At 67.4% G+C, this 19,436-nt stretch carries 15 protein-coding genes; 9 read left to right on the forward strand and 6 right to left on the reverse strand.

The annotated features are described in order from the left end of the window. The first annotated feature begins 64 nt into the window (after positions 1-64). A complete protein-coding gene (locus R5W23_RS11050; RefSeq protein WP_320686371.1) occupies positions 65-919 on the forward strand; it encodes an ABC transporter ATP-binding protein in 855 nt (284 codons plus the stop codon). A gap of 64 nt (positions 920-983) precedes the next feature. On the opposite strand, the gene R5W23_RS11055 is transcribed toward R5W23_RS11050, so the two are convergent. Continuing rightward, positions 984-1,190, reverse strand: a complete 207-nt coding sequence (locus R5W23_RS11055; RefSeq protein ID WP_320686372.1) for a hypothetical protein — start codon at positions 1,188-1,190, stop codon at positions 984-986. A 91-nt stretch (positions 1,191-1,281) separates the two neighbouring features. Between R5W23_RS11055 and R5W23_RS11060 the strand changes: the two genes are divergently transcribed. Beyond that, positions 1,282-2,514, forward strand: a complete 1,233-nt coding sequence (locus tag R5W23_RS11060) for an ABC transporter permease (protein WP_320686373.1) — start codon at positions 1,282-1,284, stop codon at positions 2,512-2,514. 223 nt (positions 2,515-2,737) lie between these two features. Here R5W23_RS11060 and gatB read toward each other — a convergent pair whose 3' ends face one another. Beyond that, the gene (gene gatB / locus R5W23_RS11065) at positions 2,738-4,261 is read right to left on the reverse strand and encodes an Asp-tRNA(Asn)/Glu-tRNA(Gln) amidotransferase subunit GatB (RefSeq protein WP_320686374.1); all 1,524 of its coding nucleotides are present in this window, start codon (positions 4,259-4,261) and stop codon (positions 2,738-2,740) included. Between the two features lie 734 nt (positions 4,262-4,995). On the opposite strand from gatB, the gene R5W23_RS11070 reads away from it, so the two are divergent. From R5W23_RS11070 to R5W23_RS11085, 4 genes are all read left to right on the forward strand, one after another. Further along, positions 4,996-6,621, forward strand: coding sequence for a M20/M25/M40 family metallo-hydrolase (locus R5W23_RS11070; protein ID WP_320686375.1), 1,626 nt, complete (start codon positions 4,996-4,998; stop codon positions 6,619-6,621). A gap of 119 nt (positions 6,622-6,740) precedes the next feature. Next, the gene (locus R5W23_RS11075; RefSeq protein ID WP_320686376.1) at positions 6,741-7,802 is read left to right on the forward strand and encodes a sialate O-acetylesterase; all 1,062 of its coding nucleotides are present in this window, start codon (positions 6,741-6,743) and stop codon (positions 7,800-7,802) included. 272 nt (positions 7,803-8,074) lie between these two features. Then, complete coding sequence (locus R5W23_RS11080) at positions 8,075-8,527, forward strand: hypothetical protein (protein WP_320686377.1); 453 nt, start codon at positions 8,075-8,077, stop codon at positions 8,525-8,527. 33 nt (positions 8,528-8,560) lie between these two features. Continuing rightward, positions 8,561-9,301 carry a pyridoxine 5'-phosphate synthase gene (locus R5W23_RS11085; protein ID WP_261186782.1) on the forward strand — a complete coding sequence of 247 codons (741 nt, stop codon included), beginning with the start codon at positions 8,561-8,563 and terminating at the stop codon, positions 9,299-9,301. Positions 9,302-9,537: 236 nt separating this feature from the next. Here R5W23_RS11085 and R5W23_RS11090 read toward each other — a convergent pair whose 3' ends face one another. Next, positions 9,538-10,791, reverse strand: a complete 1,254-nt coding sequence (locus R5W23_RS11090; protein WP_320686378.1) for a peptidylprolyl isomerase — start codon at positions 10,789-10,791, stop codon at positions 9,538-9,540. A 680-nt stretch (positions 10,792-11,471) separates the two neighbouring features. Between R5W23_RS11090 and R5W23_RS11095 the strand changes: the two genes are divergently transcribed. Beyond that, entirely contained in the window at positions 11,472-12,155 is a 684-nt protein-coding gene (locus R5W23_RS11095; RefSeq protein ID WP_320686379.1) for a hypothetical protein, read from the forward strand. 35 nt (positions 12,156-12,190) lie between these two features. Here R5W23_RS11095 and larB read toward each other — a convergent pair whose 3' ends face one another. Then, on the reverse strand, positions 12,191-12,964 hold the full coding sequence (gene larB / locus R5W23_RS11100) for a nickel pincer cofactor biosynthesis protein LarB (protein WP_320686380.1): 774 nt from the start codon (positions 12,962-12,964) through the stop codon (positions 12,191-12,193). Between the two features lie 237 nt (positions 12,965-13,201). On the opposite strand from larB, the gene R5W23_RS11105 reads away from it, so the two are divergent. Together R5W23_RS11105 and R5W23_RS11110 are read left to right on the forward strand one after the other, a co-directional pair. Further along, positions 13,202-14,788 (forward strand): N-acyl-D-amino-acid deacylase family protein, encoded by a 1,587-nt coding sequence (locus R5W23_RS11105; RefSeq protein WP_261186786.1) that lies wholly within the window; start codon positions 13,202-13,204, stop codon positions 14,786-14,788. Positions 14,789-14,919: 131 nt separating this feature from the next. Next, positions 14,920-16,134: an NADP-dependent isocitrate dehydrogenase gene (locus tag R5W23_RS11110; protein ID WP_320686381.1), complete on the forward strand. Its 1,215-nt coding sequence runs from the start codon at positions 14,920-14,922 to the stop codon at positions 16,132-16,134. Positions 16,135-16,173: 39 nt separating this feature from the next. Here the strand turns inward: R5W23_RS11110 and R5W23_RS11115 are convergent, their stop codons facing one another. Together R5W23_RS11115 and R5W23_RS11120 are read right to left on the reverse strand one after the other, a co-directional pair. Further along, on the reverse strand, positions 16,174-16,440 hold the full coding sequence (locus R5W23_RS11115) for a hypothetical protein (RefSeq protein WP_261186788.1): 267 nt from the start codon (positions 16,438-16,440) through the stop codon (positions 16,174-16,176). A gap of 311 nt (positions 16,441-16,751) precedes the next feature. Continuing rightward, positions 16,752-19,346, reverse strand: coding sequence for a vWA domain-containing protein (locus R5W23_RS11120; RefSeq protein WP_320686382.1), 2,595 nt, complete (start codon positions 19,344-19,346; stop codon positions 16,752-16,754). Positions 19,347-19,436: the final 90 nt, after the last annotated feature.

Here is a 19,436-nt window from a genome sequence, read left to right on the forward strand (position 1 = left end):
GGATCGATTTTGTGTTCTATCCTCCCATCGATCCCCCTTTGTGCCTGTGCGGTGAAGTATCGTGGTGCCACCTGACGTCATGATCCGCATCGCCGGGCTGCGCGTGCAGTACGGCTCGTTCACCGCGGTCGACGGGCTGGACCTCGACATCCGCCGCGGGGAGCTGTTCGGCCTGCTCGGGCCGAACGGGGCGGGCAAATCGACGACTATCCGCGTCCTCATCGGGCAGCGCCGGCCGACCGGCGGGAGCGTCACCATCGGCGGGCGCGATGTGGTCCGCGAGTGGGCCGACATTAAACCCCTGTTCGGGTACGTCCCGGACCGCGAGAACCACTTCGAGGAGTTCACCGGGCGCCGCAACCTTGAGTTCTTCGGCCAGCTCTACGGCGTGCCCAAACTCCGCGCGCAAGAGGTGCTGAAGATGGTCGAACTGGACGAGGCGGCCGATCTGCCGGTGCGCGGGTACTCGCTCGGGATGCGCAAAAAGTTGCTCCTGGCCCGCGCGCTGTTACACGAGCCGCAGGTGCTGTACCTCGACGAGCCGACGGCGAACCTCGACATCCACTCGGCCGAGGTGGTCCACCGCATCCTGCGCGAGCGGGTGAAAGCGGGTGCGACCATTATTCTGACCACGCACGACATGGACGAGGTGGAAAAGATTTGCGACCGCGTCGGGATCATGGCCCGCGGGAAGCTGGTGGCGCTCGACTCGCCGCTGGCGCTGAAGCAGCAGCACACCGAGCGGAAGGTGGACGCGATCCGGGACGACGGCGAGCGGTTCGTGTACGACCTGGACACGCCACAGGGACGTACCGACCTCGCGGCAATGGTCACCTCGGGGCGGGTGTTGAGCGTCCGCACCCGCGAGTTCGACTTCCACGCGACGTTCCTGAAGCTCACCGGGCTGGCGTTCGATTGACCCACGCACCCCTCGAACGCCTACCGGAGGCGTTGGGAGGCGCGGGGCGGTCGCTCCGGGCACGTCAGGCGCGCCCGGAGGTGGCGCGGTAGTGACCTTCGACCTTGGTGCCATTGGCGCGTGTGTAGCCGCCGACCCACACCTGCTCACGGGTGCCGGGCGCGGGCCTCTGATCCGCGTCGCCGTCCGAGTACTTGTTGGATCTGGGGCGCGACTTACCGGGCACCGACACGCTCGCACGCTCCATTTTCCAGGCACGACCCTTTGCCATGACCGTCTCCGGTTCGGGTGCGGGGCGACACGAACGGTTGAGAGCAGCCCGCGTGCCGGGCGCCGGCTGAACGACCCGCGGGAGCCCTGAAATGCGCTGGTACATCCTGAAGGCGTTGGTCCGCAAGGAGGTCGCCCGGCACCTCGCGAACCGGGGCGGCATCGCGCTGGCGGTGCTGCTGGTCGCGGCGGCGGTGCTGCTGAGCGTGTTCGCCCCCAGCGGCCAGACCGCCGAGGGGACCGGCATGGTCGACGGGGTCCACCACTGCTTCATCGAGTTCGACGAGCCCACCCCGTTCATGAAGCACCTCCGGGCGAACGTGCCGGAGGAGCTGAAGGGGGCGGTGCGGTTCCGCGAGCTGCGCAAGCCGGACCAGATCGACGAGGCCGTGCGGTACGACACCGGCACCGGGGCGATCCAGATCCGACAGCCCGACGGGCCGGGCCGGCGGACCGCGATCAAGCTCTCCATCTGGCACCCGGACGGCGAACCGCTGGCGCTGGCCCCTTACGAGCAGTGGGTCTGGAAGGAGTCGCGGCGGTTCTTCGCGCGCGAGGCCGCTCTCAAACTGCCCGGGGCGAAGCTGCCCGACGAGCCGACCTTCGATTCCAACAACCAGTGGCTGGTGCTCGAGGCGCATAAGCACCTCCAGGAGCAGGTGGAGGCCGCGCGGAAGGCGGGAAACGTCGAGGTCAAGCAGCCGCTGGTGCCGGACCTGAGCATCGAGCGCCGCGGGCTGGGCGGGAAGGTGCTCGACTTCCGGGCCGCGATCGCCACCGGCATGGTGGTGTTCGCGCTGTACTTCGCGTGCGTGTACCTGCTCCCCACCCTCAACTGCGAGGAGCGCGAGCGCGGGGTGCTGCTGGCGCAGGCGCTCTCGCCGGCGTCGCCGCTGGAACTGCTGACGGCGAAGTTCGTGTTCTACCCGGCGTTCGGGCTGGGGCTGGCGGCCACGCTGGCGGCCATCTACAAGCCCGACGTGCTCTCCAGCCTGTTCTTCTGGCTGGCCCTGGTCGCGGTGGGGGGCGGGTTCCTGGGCATCGGCATGACGATCGCGGCGTGGGCCAAGACGCAGCGGGCCGCGTTCCTGGGCGGGATGTGCTACCTGCTGTCGGTGTCGATGCTGCTGATGATCTGCTCGATCAACGGCATCCCGTTCCTGTCCTATGCCGCGGTCGAGTTCCACGGCCCGCGCATCCTGCACGCCGCACTGAGCGGCACCGTCGAAACGACCCACTGGCGGCACCTGCTCGCCGCGCTGCTGCTCGCGGTGCTGTGGCTGTGCGCCGCCGGGTGGGTGTTCAAACGCCGCGGGTGGCAGTAGCCCTGCCTCCGAGCGTTCCGATATCGAGCGTGTTGACGTGGTTGTGGTCCGGAGAGCGGGCCGCTCCGCGAGCGGCCCACACGCAACAAACACGACAGTCGGACCGTGAATCAAATCCCGCGTCGGGTCAACGGAAATCCAGCCGTCCCGAATCGACGTGCCTCACGTTTTCGAGCTTGGGCACCGCGTGCGTCGCCACGCCGGGCGACGCACGCGGGTGGGATCACACCTTCACCAGTTCTTCGTCCACGAGGCCGCGAACCAGTTCGTTCGACACGCCCTTGTTCGCCTTCATCACCTCGCCGACGATCTTCATCTTGGCCGCGTCCTTGCCGCTCTTGAAGTCCGCCACCGCCTTCGGGTTGTTCGCGATCGCCTGCTTCACCGCGTCGCGCAGCGCGTCCGCGTTGACCTCTTTGATGCCCGCTTTCACCTTCGCGGCGGCGAGGTCCAGGCCCTCATCGACCATCAGTTTGAACACGTCACGGCGGTCCTGCGAGTTGGTCGGGCCGTTCTTCACGAAGTCCGCGAACTTCGCCGCGTCGAACGGGAACTCCGTGATCTCCTCCTTGCGCTCGGTCAGCGCGGGGTAAACGAGGTCGCTCATCCGGTTCGCGGCGGCCTTGCCGTCGCCGAGCGCCTTTGCCACCGTCTCGAAGTACGCCACGGTGGGGCGCCCCTTCGCGGTCAGCACCTGCGCGTCGTAGGACGACAGGCCGTACTGCGACACCAGCCGCTTGCGCTGCTCCTGCGGGAGCTCGCCCATCGCGGCGCGGGCCTCGGCGAGCTGCGCCTCGGTCACCACCACCGGCACCAGGTCCGGCTCCGGGAAGTACCGGTAGTCGGCCGCATCTTCCTTGTGCCGCTGGACCACCGTGACGCCCCGCGCGTCGTCCCAGCCCGCGGTCGTCTTCAGCATCTTGCCGAAGCGGAACTTGCCCTCGGTGTCCTTCTTGTACTCCTCGTAGTGCCGCTTCGCCTCGTAGGTGATGGCCCGGCCGACGGCGCGGAAGCTGTTCAGGTTCTTGATCTCCACCAGCGGCGTGGCGTGGTAGTCCTTGCCGGTCTCGGCGTGCTCCTTGCCGATCACCGGGACGTGGATGTTCACGTTCGCGTCGCACCGCAGCGAGCCCTCCTGCATCTCGCAGTCGGACACGCCGATCTCGCGCAGCATGAGCCGGATCTCGTCCAGGTACGCGATCGCCTCCTCGGGCGAGGTCATGTCGGGGTGCGACACGATCTCCAGCAGCGGGGTGCCGGTGCGGTTGAGGTCCACGAGCGTGTCGCCGCCCTTGCCGCTCTCGTCGTGCAGGTTCTTGCCGGCGTCCTCTTCGAGGTGCGCGCGGATGATCCCGATCTTCCGGCCCACGAACTCTTTCTTGGGGTCCTTGGCGATGTTGATTTCCAGCCACCCGTCGTGGCTGAACGGCAGGTCGTACTGCGAGATCTGGTAGTTCTTCGGCAGGTCCGGGTAGTAGTAGTTCTTGCGGTCCCACTTGGTGAAGCCCGGCACCTGGCCCGGGTGCCGGGCGATCTGGCAGTTGAGCGCCAGCGCCGCCCGGAGCGCGAGCTTGAACGCCTGCTCGTTCATCACCGGCAGCGACCCGGGCATCCCGAGGCACACCGGGCACGTGGCGGTGTTCGGGGGCAGCCCGAACTTGTTGAGGCACCCGCAGAACAGTTTGGTCTTCGTGAGCAACTGGACGTGGACTTCCAGCCCGATGACGATCTTGTACGGCTCGGCCATGTGCGACGGCTCCCCAAACTCTTCCGGGTGCGGATGAAAGGGAATTGTAGCGGCCCGCACCGGAAGGAGAACGGACCGCCCCCGCCGGTTCGCCCCGCCGCCGAAAACGCCATTTTTGACAGGATCAACGGGATGGTGTTCGATCCTGTCGATCCCGTTAAAAACGATTCGGGACCCGCCGGCGCTGCTTCCTGGTCTCAAGTCATACCGAATCCGATTGAAGAGTAACGGTACTCTGTAGCCGGCCTCTGTGAGGCCGGTGCGATACGACCGATGTCGCACCGGCCTCACACAGCGAATTTCAATCCTGGGACGCCGAAGTTGCGAATGGTCATGAAATCTGTGGGGATTGAGGCACTCTAACGCGGGCGAGATCAAGCCGGCCATCGAGCGCCCAAATAGCCCGCCGGCCCTCAGTTCCTAAGTGGTTGCCCGGATTCGGCTTCCCAGGATTGAAATTCGTTGACAGAGGCCGGCTACAGAATGCAGGCGTGGATACGGATCAACCGGATTCGGTATCACAGGTCGGCAGGTCTCAAGTCACCAAGGTCGCTCGCGATGCTTGGGACTTGGGACTTGGGACGTGCGACGTGCGACCAGGGAGCCGCGACCTGTGACTTGAGACTTGCCGACCTGTGACTTGTGACTTGTGACTTGTGACTTGCGACAACCGGAGTTCGCATAATAGCCGCGTACCTCTCCGCCTGCCGCACCTCACCGGAAGGACGCACGCCGTGACGTTCCGACTCGCACTCACCTGCTGCGCCGCGCTGGCGGTAACGGCCCGCGCGCCGGCCGCGGACCCGCCGGCGCTGTCCGCCGACCGCATCAAGGCCGACATCGCGTACCTCGCCAGCGACCGGCTCGAGGGGCGCGGCCCCGGCACGCGCGGCGAGGAGCTGACCACCGACCACATCGCGGCCGAGTTCAAGAAGGCCGGGCTCAAGCCGATCGGCGCCGCCGGGACGTACTTCCAGCCGGTCCCGCTCGTGCGCGTGGCCACCAGCCCGAAGGCGACGCTCCAGGCCACCGCGCCGGGCAAGGACCCGATCGCGTTCCAGTGCGAGGAGGAGTTCTCGGGCACCAGCCACACGCAAACCGAACTCGAGGAGTTCGACGCGGAGGCGGTGTTCGTGGGGCACGGGATCACCGCGCCCGAGTTCGGGTGGGACGACTACAAGGGCACCGACGTAAGGGGCAAGGTGGTGGTGCTGTTCACCAACGAGCCGCCGTCGGACGACCCGCAGTTCTTCGGCGGCAAAGCGCTGACCTACTACGGCCGGTGGACGTTCAAGTTCGAGGAGGCCGCGCGCCGCGGGGCGAAGGCGTGCTTCATCATCCACACGAACGAGACGGCCGGGTACCCGTACTCGGTGGTGCGCCCGCTCGACGGCGCGCAGCTCAAGCGCGCCCCCAACACCCCCGCCCTGGCGTTCGCGGGCTGGCTCTCGCAGAAGGCCGGAGAAAAGCTCCTGGCCCCCGCGGGCCTGACCGTCGGTGACGCGCTCAAGGCGGCCGACACGAAGGGCTTCAAACCCCGCGCGCTGGGCGTGAACCTGAAGGGCCGCGTCCCGACCACGATCGAGAAGATCCACAGCAAGAACGTCGCCGGGGTGGTCGAGGGCTCCGACCCGGCGCTGAAGTCCGAGGCGGTGCTGTTCACCGCGCACTGGGACCACCTCGGCGTCGGCCGGGCGGTGGTCGGGGACACCATCTACAACGGCGCCGCGGACAACGCGACCGGAACCGCCCTCCTGATGGAGCTGGCGCGGGCCTGGGCGGCGCAGAATCCGAAGCCCAAGCGGTCGGCGGTGTTCCTGGCGGTCACCGCCGAGGAGAAGGGGCTGCTCGGGTCGAAGTACTACGCCCAGAACCCGCTGGTGCCGCTGGGCAAGACCGCGCTGAACCTGAACTTCGACATGATCCTGCCGCTGGGCGTGCCCGAGTCGGTGGTGGTGACCGGCGCGGACCGCACGACCGCGTTCCCGGTGGTAAAGACCGCCGCGGCGAAACACAAGTTGGAGGTCGAGCCCGACCCGCGGGCGCACCTGGGGGTGTTCTACCGGTCGGACCACTTCTCGCTGGCCCGCGCCGGCGTGCCGGCGTTCTCGATCGGCGCCGGGTCAAAGCTCAAGGGAAAGCCGGCGGACTTCGCGAAGAAGGCGGCGCAGGAGTTCAACGACCAGCGCTACCACGCCCCGCAGGACGAGGTGCGCCCCGAGTGGGACTACTCGGGGTTCCCGGTGCTGGGCGGGTTCGCGCTCGACATCGCCCGCGCCGCGGCCGACGCCGACACGCTCCCGACCTGGAACCCCGGCGACGAGTTCCTCCCGGCCCGCGAGAAGAGCGGGGTCAAGTGACCGCCCGGCGTGGGCTCGCGCGAAACGGCGCGTGCCCCCTTGCAAACCGGCGGGCGCCCGGAGAAAGTGTCGGCTCGAACGCCGTTCGAGCCGGTTCCCTCCATTTCGGGTCACCCACCATGACCGTCCTGTCCCTCCTCCTGCTCGCCGCCGGGGCAGGCGCGAGCCACGCGCCCGCCCGCGCCGACGCCCCCAAACCGGTCAAGGTGTTCCTGCTCGCCGGGCAGTCGAACATGGAGGGCAAGGCGCCCAACGCGCTGCTCGATTCCCAGGCCGCCGACGCGAAGACGAAAGACCTGTTCGCCCACCTCCGCGCCGGCGACAAGTGGGCCGTTCGCGACGACGTGTTCGTCAAGTTCCTCGACCGCAAGGGGCCGCTCACGGTGGGGTTCGGTTCGCCGGGCCGCACCGGGGCGGAGCTGGAGTTCGGGACCGCGCTGGGCAACCACTTCGACGAGCCGGTGCTGCTGGTGAAGGCGGCGTGGGGCGGGCACTCGCTGTACAAGCAGTTCCGCCCGCCGGCCGCCGGGCTGCCGGCCGACGCCGTTCTCGAAAAGGAACTCAAGCAAGCCCGGGACCGGGTCCGGCAGAACAACGAGAAGAACAAGAAAACCGATCCGCTGCCGACCCTTGATGAAATCAAGAAGGGCTACGGGGAGTCGTACCGCGCGATGCTCGCGGAGGTGAAAGGGGCGACCGAGAACATGGGCACGCTGTTCCCGGCGCTGAAGGGGCGGCCGTTCGAGGTCGCCGGGTTCGTGTGGTTCCAGGGGTGGAACGATCAGTACAACGGGGCCGAGACCGAGTACGAGGCGAACCTCAAGCACCTCATCAACGACGTGCGCAAAGATCTCAAGGCGCCGAAGCTGCCGGTGGTGATCGCCGCGATGGGTCAGAACGGGTCGAAGCCCGCGACCGGGGCGATGCTCGTCATCCAGAAGGCGCAACTGGCGATGAACGAGGTGCCCGAGTACCGGGGGAACGTCAAGGCGATCCGCACCGACGTGCTGGTGGACAAGGCCGCGGAGGAGCTGTTCCCGACGTGGCGCGAGAACAAGGAGAAGTGGGACAAGGTCGGCGGCGATTTCCCGTACCACTACCTGGGCAGCGCGATCTGGTTCAATCGTATCGGCAAGTCGATGGCCGACGCGATGCTCGACCTGCACACGACCAAGCCGTGACCCGACGGCCGCACGGTATCGCCCGCTCGTGCGCCGGTCTTCAGCCCCGGTTCGGTCGTTCCGGCTCCCCGACCGTGCGCGTCCCCGCGTGCGTTAGCCGATGGGACCGTGGCGCGTCCGGACGCGCCCGCGGCCCCGTCAACACCTCGGGAACTTGAAACCACCGGACGGGCGCCGGCGTTCGGAACATGAGGCCGACTCTGACCTTTCCGTCGATGCGGGAACGCATTACCCTAACACCGTTAGCGCACCGACGCGCCTGAGGAGTGGGCATGACCGAACCGAGCAGCACCCCGCCGCCCCCGCCGCCGGCCGCCGCCCCCGAACCGGCCGCGCCGCTGGTGACCAACGCGATCCTCCCGCTCATGCGCCTGCTGCCGGCCCCGCCGCTCGGGGCCATCCTTACCCCCCCCGAGCCGCAAGACATCCGGAAGCCGTGGTTCTTCATGCAGGTGTGGGCCGAGCTGCGGCTCGCCGCGCAGATGTACTTCGACTCGCGGTACCGGATCAGCCGCACCGCCCAGCTCACCTTCCCGCTGCTCGCGGTGCTGGCCGTGCTCAACTACTTCTTGCTCGCGCACTGGTTCTTCCTCCCGATCATCTCGCCGGTCGCCGAGCGGCTGATCGACGGGGCGCTGGCCGTGGTCGCGTACCGCGTGCTGCTGCGCGAGCTCGACCGCTACCGCACCGTGCTCGACTACCTCTCCCGCTTCTCCCACCGGTAGCGGTGGGCGCCCCGTCACCTGGAACCTCAGAAGATGATCCGCCTTGGCGTTAACATCGATCACGTCGCCACGCTGCGCCAGGCGCGCCGGGCGCACGAGCCGGACCCGGTCGCGGCGGCCGTGCTGGCCACGCTCGGCGGCGCCGACGGGATCACGATCCACCTCCGCGAGGACCGCCGGCACATTCAGGACCGCGACGTGTTCCGCCTGCGCGAGACGGTCACCACGCGGCTGAACCTCGAAATGGCCGCCTACGACGAGATCATCGAGATCGCACTGAAGGCGCGGCCCGACGAGGCCACGCTGGTGCCCGAGAAGCGCCAGGAGCTGACCACCGAGGGCGGGCTGGATGTCGTCGCCAACGCCGCGAGCGTCCGGGGCGCGGTCGAGCGCCTGAAGGCCGCGGGCGTTCACGTCTCGTTGTTCATCGACCCGGACCCGGCCCAAATCGACGCCAGCGCTCAGTTCGGCGCGGACGCGATCGAGTTCCAGACCGCGAGCTATTCGGAAGCGAAGGGCGCGGCGGTGGCGCAAGAGCTGGAGAAGCTCCGGACCGCGACCGCCCGGGCGGTCGGGGCGGGGCTGCACGTCCACATGGGTCACGGGCTGAACTACTGGAACGTGCAGCCCGTCGTGCGGATCGCCGGCGTGGAGGAGCTGAACATCGGGCACAGCATCGTGTCCCGCGCGGTGCTGGTCGGCATGGAGCGCGCGGTGCGCGAGATGAAACAGGTGATGCAGGAGCACTACCCTAACCCGCGCAAGAGCGGCTGAGGTACAACGGCCGCAAAGGCAGAAGAGAGTTAGCCACAAAAAAGCACAAAGGGCACAAAAGAAAACCAATACAGAAGAGCAGTGTTCTGAAACTCACTCTTCCTCTTCGGTTTTCTTTTGTGCCCTTTGTGCTTTTTTGTGGCTAACTCTCTTCTGTGTTCCTCTTCGGTTTTCTTTTGTGCCCTTTGTGCTTTTTTGTGGCCAATCTGCCTTCTGCTTTCTGACGTTCTACCCGCTCACTCGTCGAAGACGCGGACGACGCCCTTGCGCCACAGCTCGTCCACGAGCTTCTGGTACTCGCTCTCCATTTGAGCCCGGGTGAGCTTGTCGCGGATCTTGTTCTGAAGGGCCGCGTCGAACGGCTGCACGCCCGCCACGTCGCGCTCCACGACCTTCACGAGGTGGTAGCCGGTGGGCGTTTGGAGGACGTCGCTCACCTGCCCGGGCCGCAACGACCACACCGTGGCTTCCAGGTCCGCGGGCTGGATCTCGTTGCGCTTCTCGCCGGCCCCGAGCCCCTTCTGCTGCTTCGCGAACCCCTCGTCGTACTTCACCGACAGCTCGGCCAGGTCCGCACCGGCGTTCGCCTGCTGGGCGAGCGCCGCCGCCTGGTTGTACGCCGCCTGGGCGTTCGGGTAGTTCCGCACCGCGATGAACAGGTGCTGCCACACCACCCGGTCCGGCCGCCGGAACTCGTCCTGGTGCTGGTCGTAGTAGGCGCGCACGTCGGCGAGCCCGGCGCGGCGCCCCTTCTCCTTCAGCACGCTGCTCACGTACTGCTCGGCCATGAACTGGCGCTCCATCTGGCGCCGGATCACCTGCACCGTCAGCCCCTGGGTGCGGAGGATGGCCGCGAACTCCTCGTCCGACTTCGCCCCGGTGTCCTTGCGGAACATGCGCAACTGCCGGTCGATGGACTGCGTGGCCAGCTCCTTGACTTCGTCGATGATGGCCATCTTGTTGGCCTTCTTGAGCTTCGTGTACATCTCGTCGAGGATCAGCTCCCGCTCGATCGTCTTGCGCAGCACCTGGTTGTACATCTCTTTCTGCTTGGTCGAGCGGGCGTGCCCGTCGAGCGCGGCCAGCTCGCGGAACTGCTGGTACACGCCCTCGATCACCTCCTGGTCGGTGATGACGTTGCTCTCGCCCACCCGGGCGACGATCTTGACCCGCGGGACGCTGCTGCGGAGCAGGTCGGCCGCGGTGACCGCCGTTTTGGCCGCCCCGTTCAGGCCCACCGGGACGACGGGACCTTTCGTGTCGATCGCGAACGCCCCGACCGGGCTCCCCACCACGGGGGCCAGTGCCGGCCCCGGCGGTGGCACGTTCGCGGGCGGGGCGATCGGAGCGATCGGGGCAATCGGGTCGAGCGGGGGCTGCTGCCCGCGCGCGGTCGCGAGCTGGCTCGTCCGGTCCGACTGGCACCCGATGAGGGCGACCAGCCCGACGGCCAACAGGGAACAGCGGCACAGCGGGTTCGCGGCGTCCATGCCCGGCCTCGGTGCGTGAGTGCGTGGTGATGCGCGGGTGGCGTATATCGTCTCCCGCGGGGAGTGCAAGTGGGAAGAGCGGCGCAGGTGCGGCCGGCCGTTACAGGGCCATTGAACGTTTCATCTTGGTGGAATGGGGGCCTGTGCTGTTCCGTCGCTCCGCCGTCACTGTGGAGCGACGGGCATTTGGAGCGGCTTCGACGCCTCCTACCGGTCTGTTGGATGCGTTAGCCACCGCCCCCCGGCCCACGAGATAACAAGGGCCGATCCTTCCCTTCGGCTCCCATCCTCGCCACGGGTCGTCGGCATTCTCTTGGGGCGGTGCTCGCCCGGAGCGATCGCCCCACGGGCCGACGATTACGGCGGCGACGATGACCCACGCGCCCCATGTGGCTCCCGCGAACCGACGTGGGCGCTCATCGGCTCGCGCACGCCGAAGCCGACAACCGCGCGCGAGCCATACGCAGGTTGACTGCTCGAGTACACGAGGCGATCAACCTCCGCACTTTACCACGGGAAACTGTCGATAGCCCTGCTCCTCACTCGTCCGTCCGCTGTCCGGCTTGATTCCCCCCCGCCCGGCCGCTATTGGCCGGGCCGAAGCGAACGAGCCCGCAACCGCGCGACACGGATGTCGCGAGTGCGGGCCGCGCCGGTCGGCTTCGTGGGGGAAGGGAATCATGGCGCAGGGAACGCGCAGGTGGGTGCGGCTCGCCGCGACCGGCCTCGGGATGCTCGTCTGCACGGGCCTCGTCGGGTGCATGGGTACGAGTAAGGATAAAGAGAAGAACAAGATCGGTGCCAAGCAACCGGCACCGACCCCGGGGCTCCCCGGCGCCCCGACCATACCGCCCGGTGCCATGAGCCGGGCGCCGGGCGCCAACCCCTACAGCACCACCGGGATTCAGCAAACCGGCGGGGTCGCTCAGCAGCGGGTCGGCACCACCGGCCAGAACACGCTCACGACGCCCGGCGTGCCGCAGCCGAACTTCGGCGGCCCTTCGAACTACGGGACCCCGGCCACGACCATCAGCCCACCGGGCCAGCCGGGCATCATGATGCCGAGCGTGCAACCGGCGCCGAGCGGCTTCTCGCCCACTTCGTCCAGCTCGCCCCTTGGGGCCGCCCCGCCGGGCAACTGGCCCGGGGCCAGCACCGGTACGGCTCCCGGCGCCGCGCCGCCCGCCAGTCGGGTCTCGTCAACGCCGCCCGCCCCGCAGCTCAACAGTCTCGACCCGCTCCCGCCGCCGCCGCCGGGCAGCAGCACCGAGCGGGCGAGCGGCGGCGCGTACACGCCGGTCACGCCGGTCGCCCCGCCGGCCCTGCCCGTACCGCCGGCCGTAACGCCCGGCCCGCTCGGCTGAGCCGCCGCGCGGCGGCGAACGCGAGTGCCCGGGCGTCAGTCCCGGGGCGCTCGCGTTTGCAGCCGCTTCACGAACCGGGCCGCGACGTACCCCGCTTTAAACCCGGCGTCGATGTTGACCGCGCAGACCCCCGCCGAGCAACTGTTGAGCATCGTAAGGAGCGCCGCGACCCCGCCGAACGCGGCCCCGTAGCCCACGCTCGTCGGGCACGCGATCACCGGGCAGTCCACCAGCCCGCCGACGACGCTCGGCAGCGCCCCGTCCATCCCGGCCACCACGATAACCACGTCCGCCGCCGCGAGCCGCTCGCGCTGCCGCAGGACGCGGTGCAGCCCGGCGACGCCCACGTCGACGACCAGTTCCACCGCGGCGCCCATCACCCGGGCGGTCACCAGCGCCTCCTGGGCGACGGGCAGGTCACTGGTGCCCGCGGTCACCACGCACACCCTTCCCGCCGGCTCGGGCCGCGCGCCCGGCGCCGGCAGCCAGAAGGTCCGCGCGAGCCGGTCCTGCTCGGCCTGCGGGAAGTGCCCGGCCAAGTGCGCCGCCTGGGCGTCGTTGACGCGGGTGACGAAGCAGTCCTGACCGGCCTCGGCGAGGCGCCGCACGGCCCCCGCGGCCCACTCCGGGGTCTTGCCCTCGCCGAACACCACCTCGGGGAACCCGCACCGCCGCTGGCGGTCCAGGTCCAGGGTCGCGAAACTCAGTTCGGCTACCGACGCCCGGCCCAACCGGTCCGCCGCCGCGCCGACGTCGAGCGTGCCGGCCCGCACACCCTCGAGGAGTTGCCGCAGTTCGTCTGAAGTCATCGCCACTTCACTCCACAAGCCGCCCCCGATCGGGCGGCGAAACAACCGCGCCCGAGGCCGGGCGTGCTGTGCGTACTCGCTCCCCTTTCTTTTCTAAGCAGTCGGCCGGGTGTGAGCACCCCGCACGGCTTCACCGCGGGCGGCACCCGTGTTCACGCCGAACACGAAATTCGCCCCCACTCGTTGGCGTCGGGTTCGCCGCTCCCCGTACACTGGTGCAACACCCCGGAGGTCATGATGCGTCGCTCCGCCAACACTCGCGCACTGTTCGCTTTGCTCGCCACCTGCGGCTCGCAGCTATTTGCTTACGGGGCCGAGCCGAAAGCCCCGGACACCAACGTCGTGTTCCGCAACGTCACCATTTACGACGGCACCGGCGCGAAGCCTGCGAAGGGAGACGTTCACATCAAGGGCGACAAGATCGCGACCGTTGGCACGGTGGGGAAGGTCGCGGGCGCCCAGGAGGTGGACGCCGACGGGCTGGCGATTTGCCCCGGCTTTATCGACCTGCACACGCACTGCGACCCGGGCCTAACGGGCAAGACGGGCAGGTTCAACAAGAATTACGTGGCCCAGGGATGCACCCTCGCGGTCACCGGCAACTGTGGTTCCGGTCCCGTCGATGTCGGGGCGTTCTTCAAGAAGCTCGAAGAGGGGGGCGTGGGCACGAACGTGATCCACCTCGCCCCGCACAACGGTATCCGTTCCGAAGTGATGAAGAACGCCAACCGCCCGCCCACCGCAGATGAATTGAGGAAAATGGAACAACTCACCGACCAAGCCATGAGGGACGGTGCGTGGGGGCTCTCGACGGGGCTGATCTACAACCCCGGCACCTACTCCAAAACCGACGAGATCGTTGCGCTGGCGAAGGTCGCGGCGAAGCACGGCGGGTTGTACGCCAGCCACATCCGCAACGAGGGCGGTGGGCTGCTCGGGGCGATCGAAGAGGCGCTGACCATCGGGAAGGAGTCCGGGTGCCGCGTTCACGTCTCGCACATCAAGGCGAGCGGCAAGTCGGCGTGGGGCAAATCGGGCGACGCCGTTGCGCTGATCGAAGCCGCACGCAAGAAGGGCGCGGAAGTGACCGCCGACCAATACCCCTACGTCGCGAGTTCCACCTCTCTGCGTGCGACGCTGGTGCCGGCGAAGTACCGTGAAGGCACCGAGAAGGAGTACGTCGCCCGGCTCGACGACCCGCAGACCGGTCCCAAGATCAAGGCCGACATCGAAAAGGACCTGGGCGGCCGGGACGGCGGGACGCGCATCCAGATCGCGCGTTACGCCGGGAACCCCAAGTGGCAGGGCAAGAACCTCACGGCCATCGCCCATGACGAAAAGAAGGAGCCGATCGACATCGTTCTGGAGATCGAGCGGAACGGCGGGGCGCAGGTCGTGAACTTCGGGATGACGGAGGAGGACGTGCGGCTGTACATGAAGCAGCCGTGGGTGGCGACAGCCAGCGACGGCGGCGTACAGACGCCGGGGGCGACGGTCCCGCACCCGCGGAGCTACGGCACGTTCCCGCGGAAGATCGGCCTCTACGCCATCGAAGAGAAGATCGTTCCGGTCGAGTTCGCGGTGCGCAGCGCAACCGGGCTGCCCGCCGACATCCTGAAACTGACCGATCGGGGCTACTTGAAGCCGGGATATTTCGCGGACATCGTCGTGTTCGACCCGAACACGTTTCGCGACACCGCGACCTTCGAGAAGCCCCACCAGTACGCGGCCGGTTTGAAGTGGGTGCTCGTAAACGGGCACGCTGCGATCAAGAACGGCGAGTACCAGGAGGCACTCGGCGGGCGGGTGCTGCGGCACCGCTGAACGCTTTGCCGCCGGGCCGCGGGACCGGACGCCCGCGGCGCTTCGGCCGCGGGCTTCTGTTCACCTCACAGCCCCACGGATAAACTAGCCGCTTCACACCGTCCGCGCGTTACCCTTTGGAGCTTTTCCCCGTGGCCAAGATCAAGGTGAAGAACCCCGTCGTCGAGATGGACGGCGACGAGATGACCCGCATCATCTGGCAGAAGATCCGCGAGAAGCTCATCGTCCCGTACCTCGACATCGACCTCAAATACTTCGACCTCGGGATCGAGTACCGCGACAAGACCGACGACAAGGTCACGTTCGAGAGCGCCGAGGCCACCAAGCAGTACGGCGTCGCGGTGAAGTGCGCCACCATCACCCCCGACGAGGCCCGCGTCAAAGAGTTCAACCTCAAGCGGATGTACCCGTCGCCCAACGGCACCATCCGGAACATCCTCAACGGCACCATCTTCCGCGAGCCCATCGTGTGCTCGAACGTGCCACGGCTGGTGAAGCACTGGGACAAGCCGGTCGTGGTCGCCCGCCACGGGTTCGGCGACCAGTACAAGGCGAGCGAGATCCTGTTCCCGGGCGCCGGCACGGTGAAGCTCACCTACACCCCCGCCGACGGCGGCCCGCCGGTCGAGAAGGAGGTGTTCAAGGCGCCCAGCGGCGGCGTCACGCTCGCCATGTACAACCTCGACGACAGCATCCGCGGGTTCGCGCGCGCGTGCTTCAACTACGGGCTGAACCGCAACTACGCCGTGTACCTCAGCACCAAGAACACGATCCTCAAAGTGTACGACGGCCGGTTCAAGAACCTGTTCCAGGAGGTGTTCGACGCCGAGTTCAAGGCGGCGTTCGAGGCGAAGAAGCTCACCTACGAGCACCGGCTGATCGACGACATGGTGGCCGCCAACCTGAAGTGGAACGGCGGCTACCTATGGGCGTGCAAGAACTACGACGGGGACGTGCAGAGCGACACCGTCGCGCAGGGGTACGGCTCTCTCGGTCTGATGACCTCGGTGCTGACGACGCCGGACGGCAAGACGGTCGAGGCCGAAGCGGCGCACGGCACCGTGACGCGGCACTACCGCGAGCACCAGAAGGGCCGGCCCACCAGCACGAACCCGATCGCGAGCATCTACGCCTGGACCCGCGGGCTGGTCTACCGCGGGAAGATGGACGGCACTCCGGACGTTGTGACGTTCGCTGAGACGGTCGAGAAGGTGTGCGTGGACCTGGTCGAGGGCGGGAAGATGACCAAGGACCTCGCCGTCCTGATCGGCGACAAGACGCCGTACCTCACGACCGAGGAGTACCTCGACGCCGTGGACGCCGAGTTGAAGAAGCGGATGGCGTAAGGCCGCGCGGGAGCGAACGGGGCGCGCCCCGTTCGCCGCTCACCACACGTCATCATCCGCTTCGAGCGTCGGAACCGGTTGCCAGTTGCACCGCCGGGCGGACCAAACGAGTCCGACCAGTCCGCCCGCTGTGGCCCCAAGCAGCAGGGTCCGGAGCAGCGCCTGCACGGACTCCCATGCCGACAGGTACCGCACCAGTCCGAGTTCCTCGCACGTGACCGCCGTGGCGACGCTGATAACGCCGCCGATGATCGCAAGGCCGATGGCGCACGCTGGAACTTGCAGGATTTCCTTGGCGAGTCGCACGCTGATACTCCGATCAACGGAACGGGTTCAGAACTCGCCCAACCGTAGCACACGTGGGGCGACTATGCGCCACATTGCGTCTTGTAAAGGGGGCAGCGCACGTTTTTTACAAGACGGTCGGCGGTTAACTCGGTAGCGGCCGTCTGGCACCGTTCCGCCCCCGCATGTCGCAGGGCGGAAGCAGGCGGCGTGTGAGAAGGGAGCCGCTCGCAAACGCTTGCGAAAAGAAGCGATCTGTGGCCGGCCGACCGAGACACCAAGGGTGAGTCAGTCGGCTCAAACGGCCGGCACGCGGCCCGGTAAAGAGGGGGCTACTCCTTGTCGCGGGAGAAGTACTCGGTCTTGGCGTACACGCTCAGGATCGTGTCGCCCACCTCGAAGAACGTCCCTTCCTTTTCGTCCTTTGAAAACGCCAGTTCGGGGTACTTCGCGGCGAGCGCGTCGGCGGGTTGCGCCTTGGCCTCCACCTCGTCGGGCAGGAGCCCGGTGGCGCCCACATAGAACACCAGCGCGCTGAGCTTGTCCGCGAACAGGGCGTCGGAGCGGGCGTCGAGCTTCTTACGTGCGTCCGCAAGCGCCTCGACGAACTCTTTGCGGTCGGGTTGCTTGCCGGACGCACGCCCCTTCACGATCGCGGCCAGTTTCTCCGCCCCCACGCCCGCGAGCAATTTCACCGTTTCACCGTTCGGGCGCAGCCCGAGGAAGTCGTCGAACAGCGCCTTCATGAGGTCGTCGACCTTCGTCACCTTCGTGCGGGCGGAGAGGGTCTTGTGCTTGTAAGTCACGGTCCCGTCCAGCACGTCCTCGAACGCGGGCTTGTCCACCGGCTTCCCGTCGGCGCCGATCACCTCGTACATGCGGTCCAGGAACTTGTTCGCGCTGTGCAGCTTCGACAGGTTCAGGATGGACTTGTTGCCGATGTCGATCTTGTAGCTGGTGCGGGTGTCCACGCTCCCGTCGGCCAGCGCGTCTTCCAGCTTCACGTAGGGGTTGGTGGTCGGGAAGCTGAGGAACAGGCTCTTCGACAGGTAGTGCTTCTTCAGCTCTTCGACCTGCTCCGCGCTCAACTCGTCGGAGGCCTCTTTAAGGTGCGCGGCGCACAGGCTGGACAGCACCTTGAGACGTGCCAGCTCGTCGAACACCCCGTCCAGTTCCACGGCGCCCTCGAACGGCGGGACGACCGGCAACTGATCGAGCCGGAGCGTGTACTCCTGGTCCGCGCTGTACTTGCCGGCGGGTTGCCCATCAACTTCCAGAACGCCCTCGTTCGCGAGCTTGTCGAACAGCGACTTGTCCGAAATCTTGATGCGCAGGTACGGCACCGTCAGCTCGCCGTCGCCCACGAGCGTGTAGTTGTTGAACGTGCTGAGGTTGTCGAGCTTGATCCCCGCGACCTCCGTGATCGGGGCGCCGCCCGCGGTGGGCACCAGGCGCACCTTCCGCGTGAGCAGCATGTTCATGGTCGCGGTGTTGCGGTTCACGTCGAACGAGGAGATCGGAATGTACTTGTCCTCGCTCACGAACTCGGTCTTCAGCCACGGCTCGGTGACGGTGCCGTCGTCGTTGCGCACCCCCTGGAGGCGTTTCAGCCCGCGGCGCACGTAAACCGCCGTGAGCGCCTCGCGGTTGATGACGAAGTTGCCGCGGTTGGCGTCGAGCAGGTTGACGAGCGTGAGGAACGGGATCTTCTTGTTCACCGGCACCTGATCGAGCACCGCGTGCGTACCGAGCTGAGTCGGGTCGGCGAGCAGCGTGTCCAGGTCCTGCGACAGCGCCGCGACCTGGTTGTTCGTGAGCGCGCGGGCGTGAACGCCGACCAGCGTGGCGTCGAAGGTGCTGCCGAGCGCGTACTTCGCGGTGTTCAGCCCGCCCTCGGCGAGGTGCCCCTTCGCGAACGCGAACACCGCCTCGCTCGTCTGCTCGACCGGCGCGGCGGACTTGTCGTACTCGGCCTTCGTGAGCTTCTTGTACTTGTAGACGATCGCGTCGTCTTCCGCCTTGAGGCCGCGGATCGAGAGCGGGCCGGTTGTGCCGTTCACCCGGCCCGCGCCGCGCGAGACAAACACCTGATAGTCGTAACCGCCGAGCGGCACCTCGATCGGCGGCGTTACGGAGCTGCCGAGCGTCTTGGTCGAGTTGTAGAGCGACGCGTACACCGCGCCGATGTTGCCGGCTTTGACGCACGAGCCGCTGCCGGCGTTGGCGATCCGGGACAGCAGCCGGAAGTCGGTGTAGTCGCCGTAGGCGAGCGTGTTCACGAACACGTCCTTGCCCTTCATGTCGTCACAGAGCTTCAGCAGCGTCGCCGCTTCGGACGTGGACGACGGGTCGTTGGCGTACCCGTCGGTGTGGATCGTGATCGCGGTGAGTTCGCCGGCCTTCACCTTCTCCGAGGCCAGCTTGAGGCCCTGCGAAATGCACGTCGCGCACGAGGTCTGAATCGACTTGATGTCCTTCTGGTACCGCGAGTCCTTCTTCATGATCTCGCGGATCGGCACGCGCTCGAAGTGACAGGCCACGTCGCCCTGGCTCGAGTATGAGATCAGCGTGACGAGCAGGTTGTATTGGGCGTACTCGTCGAGCGTGAGGATCTTGAGCAGCGTTTCCTTGGTTTCGGGCAGGGCGGAGTACATCGACCCCGAGCGGTCCACAACGATGACGCTGTGGGCGACCGATTTGGCGTCCCCGGGGGCTTCGCCGCGGTCGAGTTCGTGCGGCTCGACGAGGTAGTACCCGCGGGGCTGGCCGAGCAGGTTAAACAGCGTGAACTTGCTCGGCCCATTGAGCCGCGCCAACTCGCCCGCCGGGGCGAGCGCGGGTACGCCCGGGGTCGCCTTCTTGGTGCTTTTCTTGGCTGCTGCGGGCTTCTTCGCCGCAGCGGCCTTACCCGCGGTGGATTTCGCCATGACGTTCGGCCTCATTGCAGAAGAGTGCGAAAAGGACGCCGACATTGTGCCCCGGTGCATACGGGAGGCAACTGGAAAGCAGCCCGTTCG

This window comes from Gemmata algarum, from assembly GCF_034097035.1.
GTDB lineage: Bacteria > Planctomycetota > Planctomycetia > Gemmatales > Gemmataceae > Gemmata > Gemmata algarum.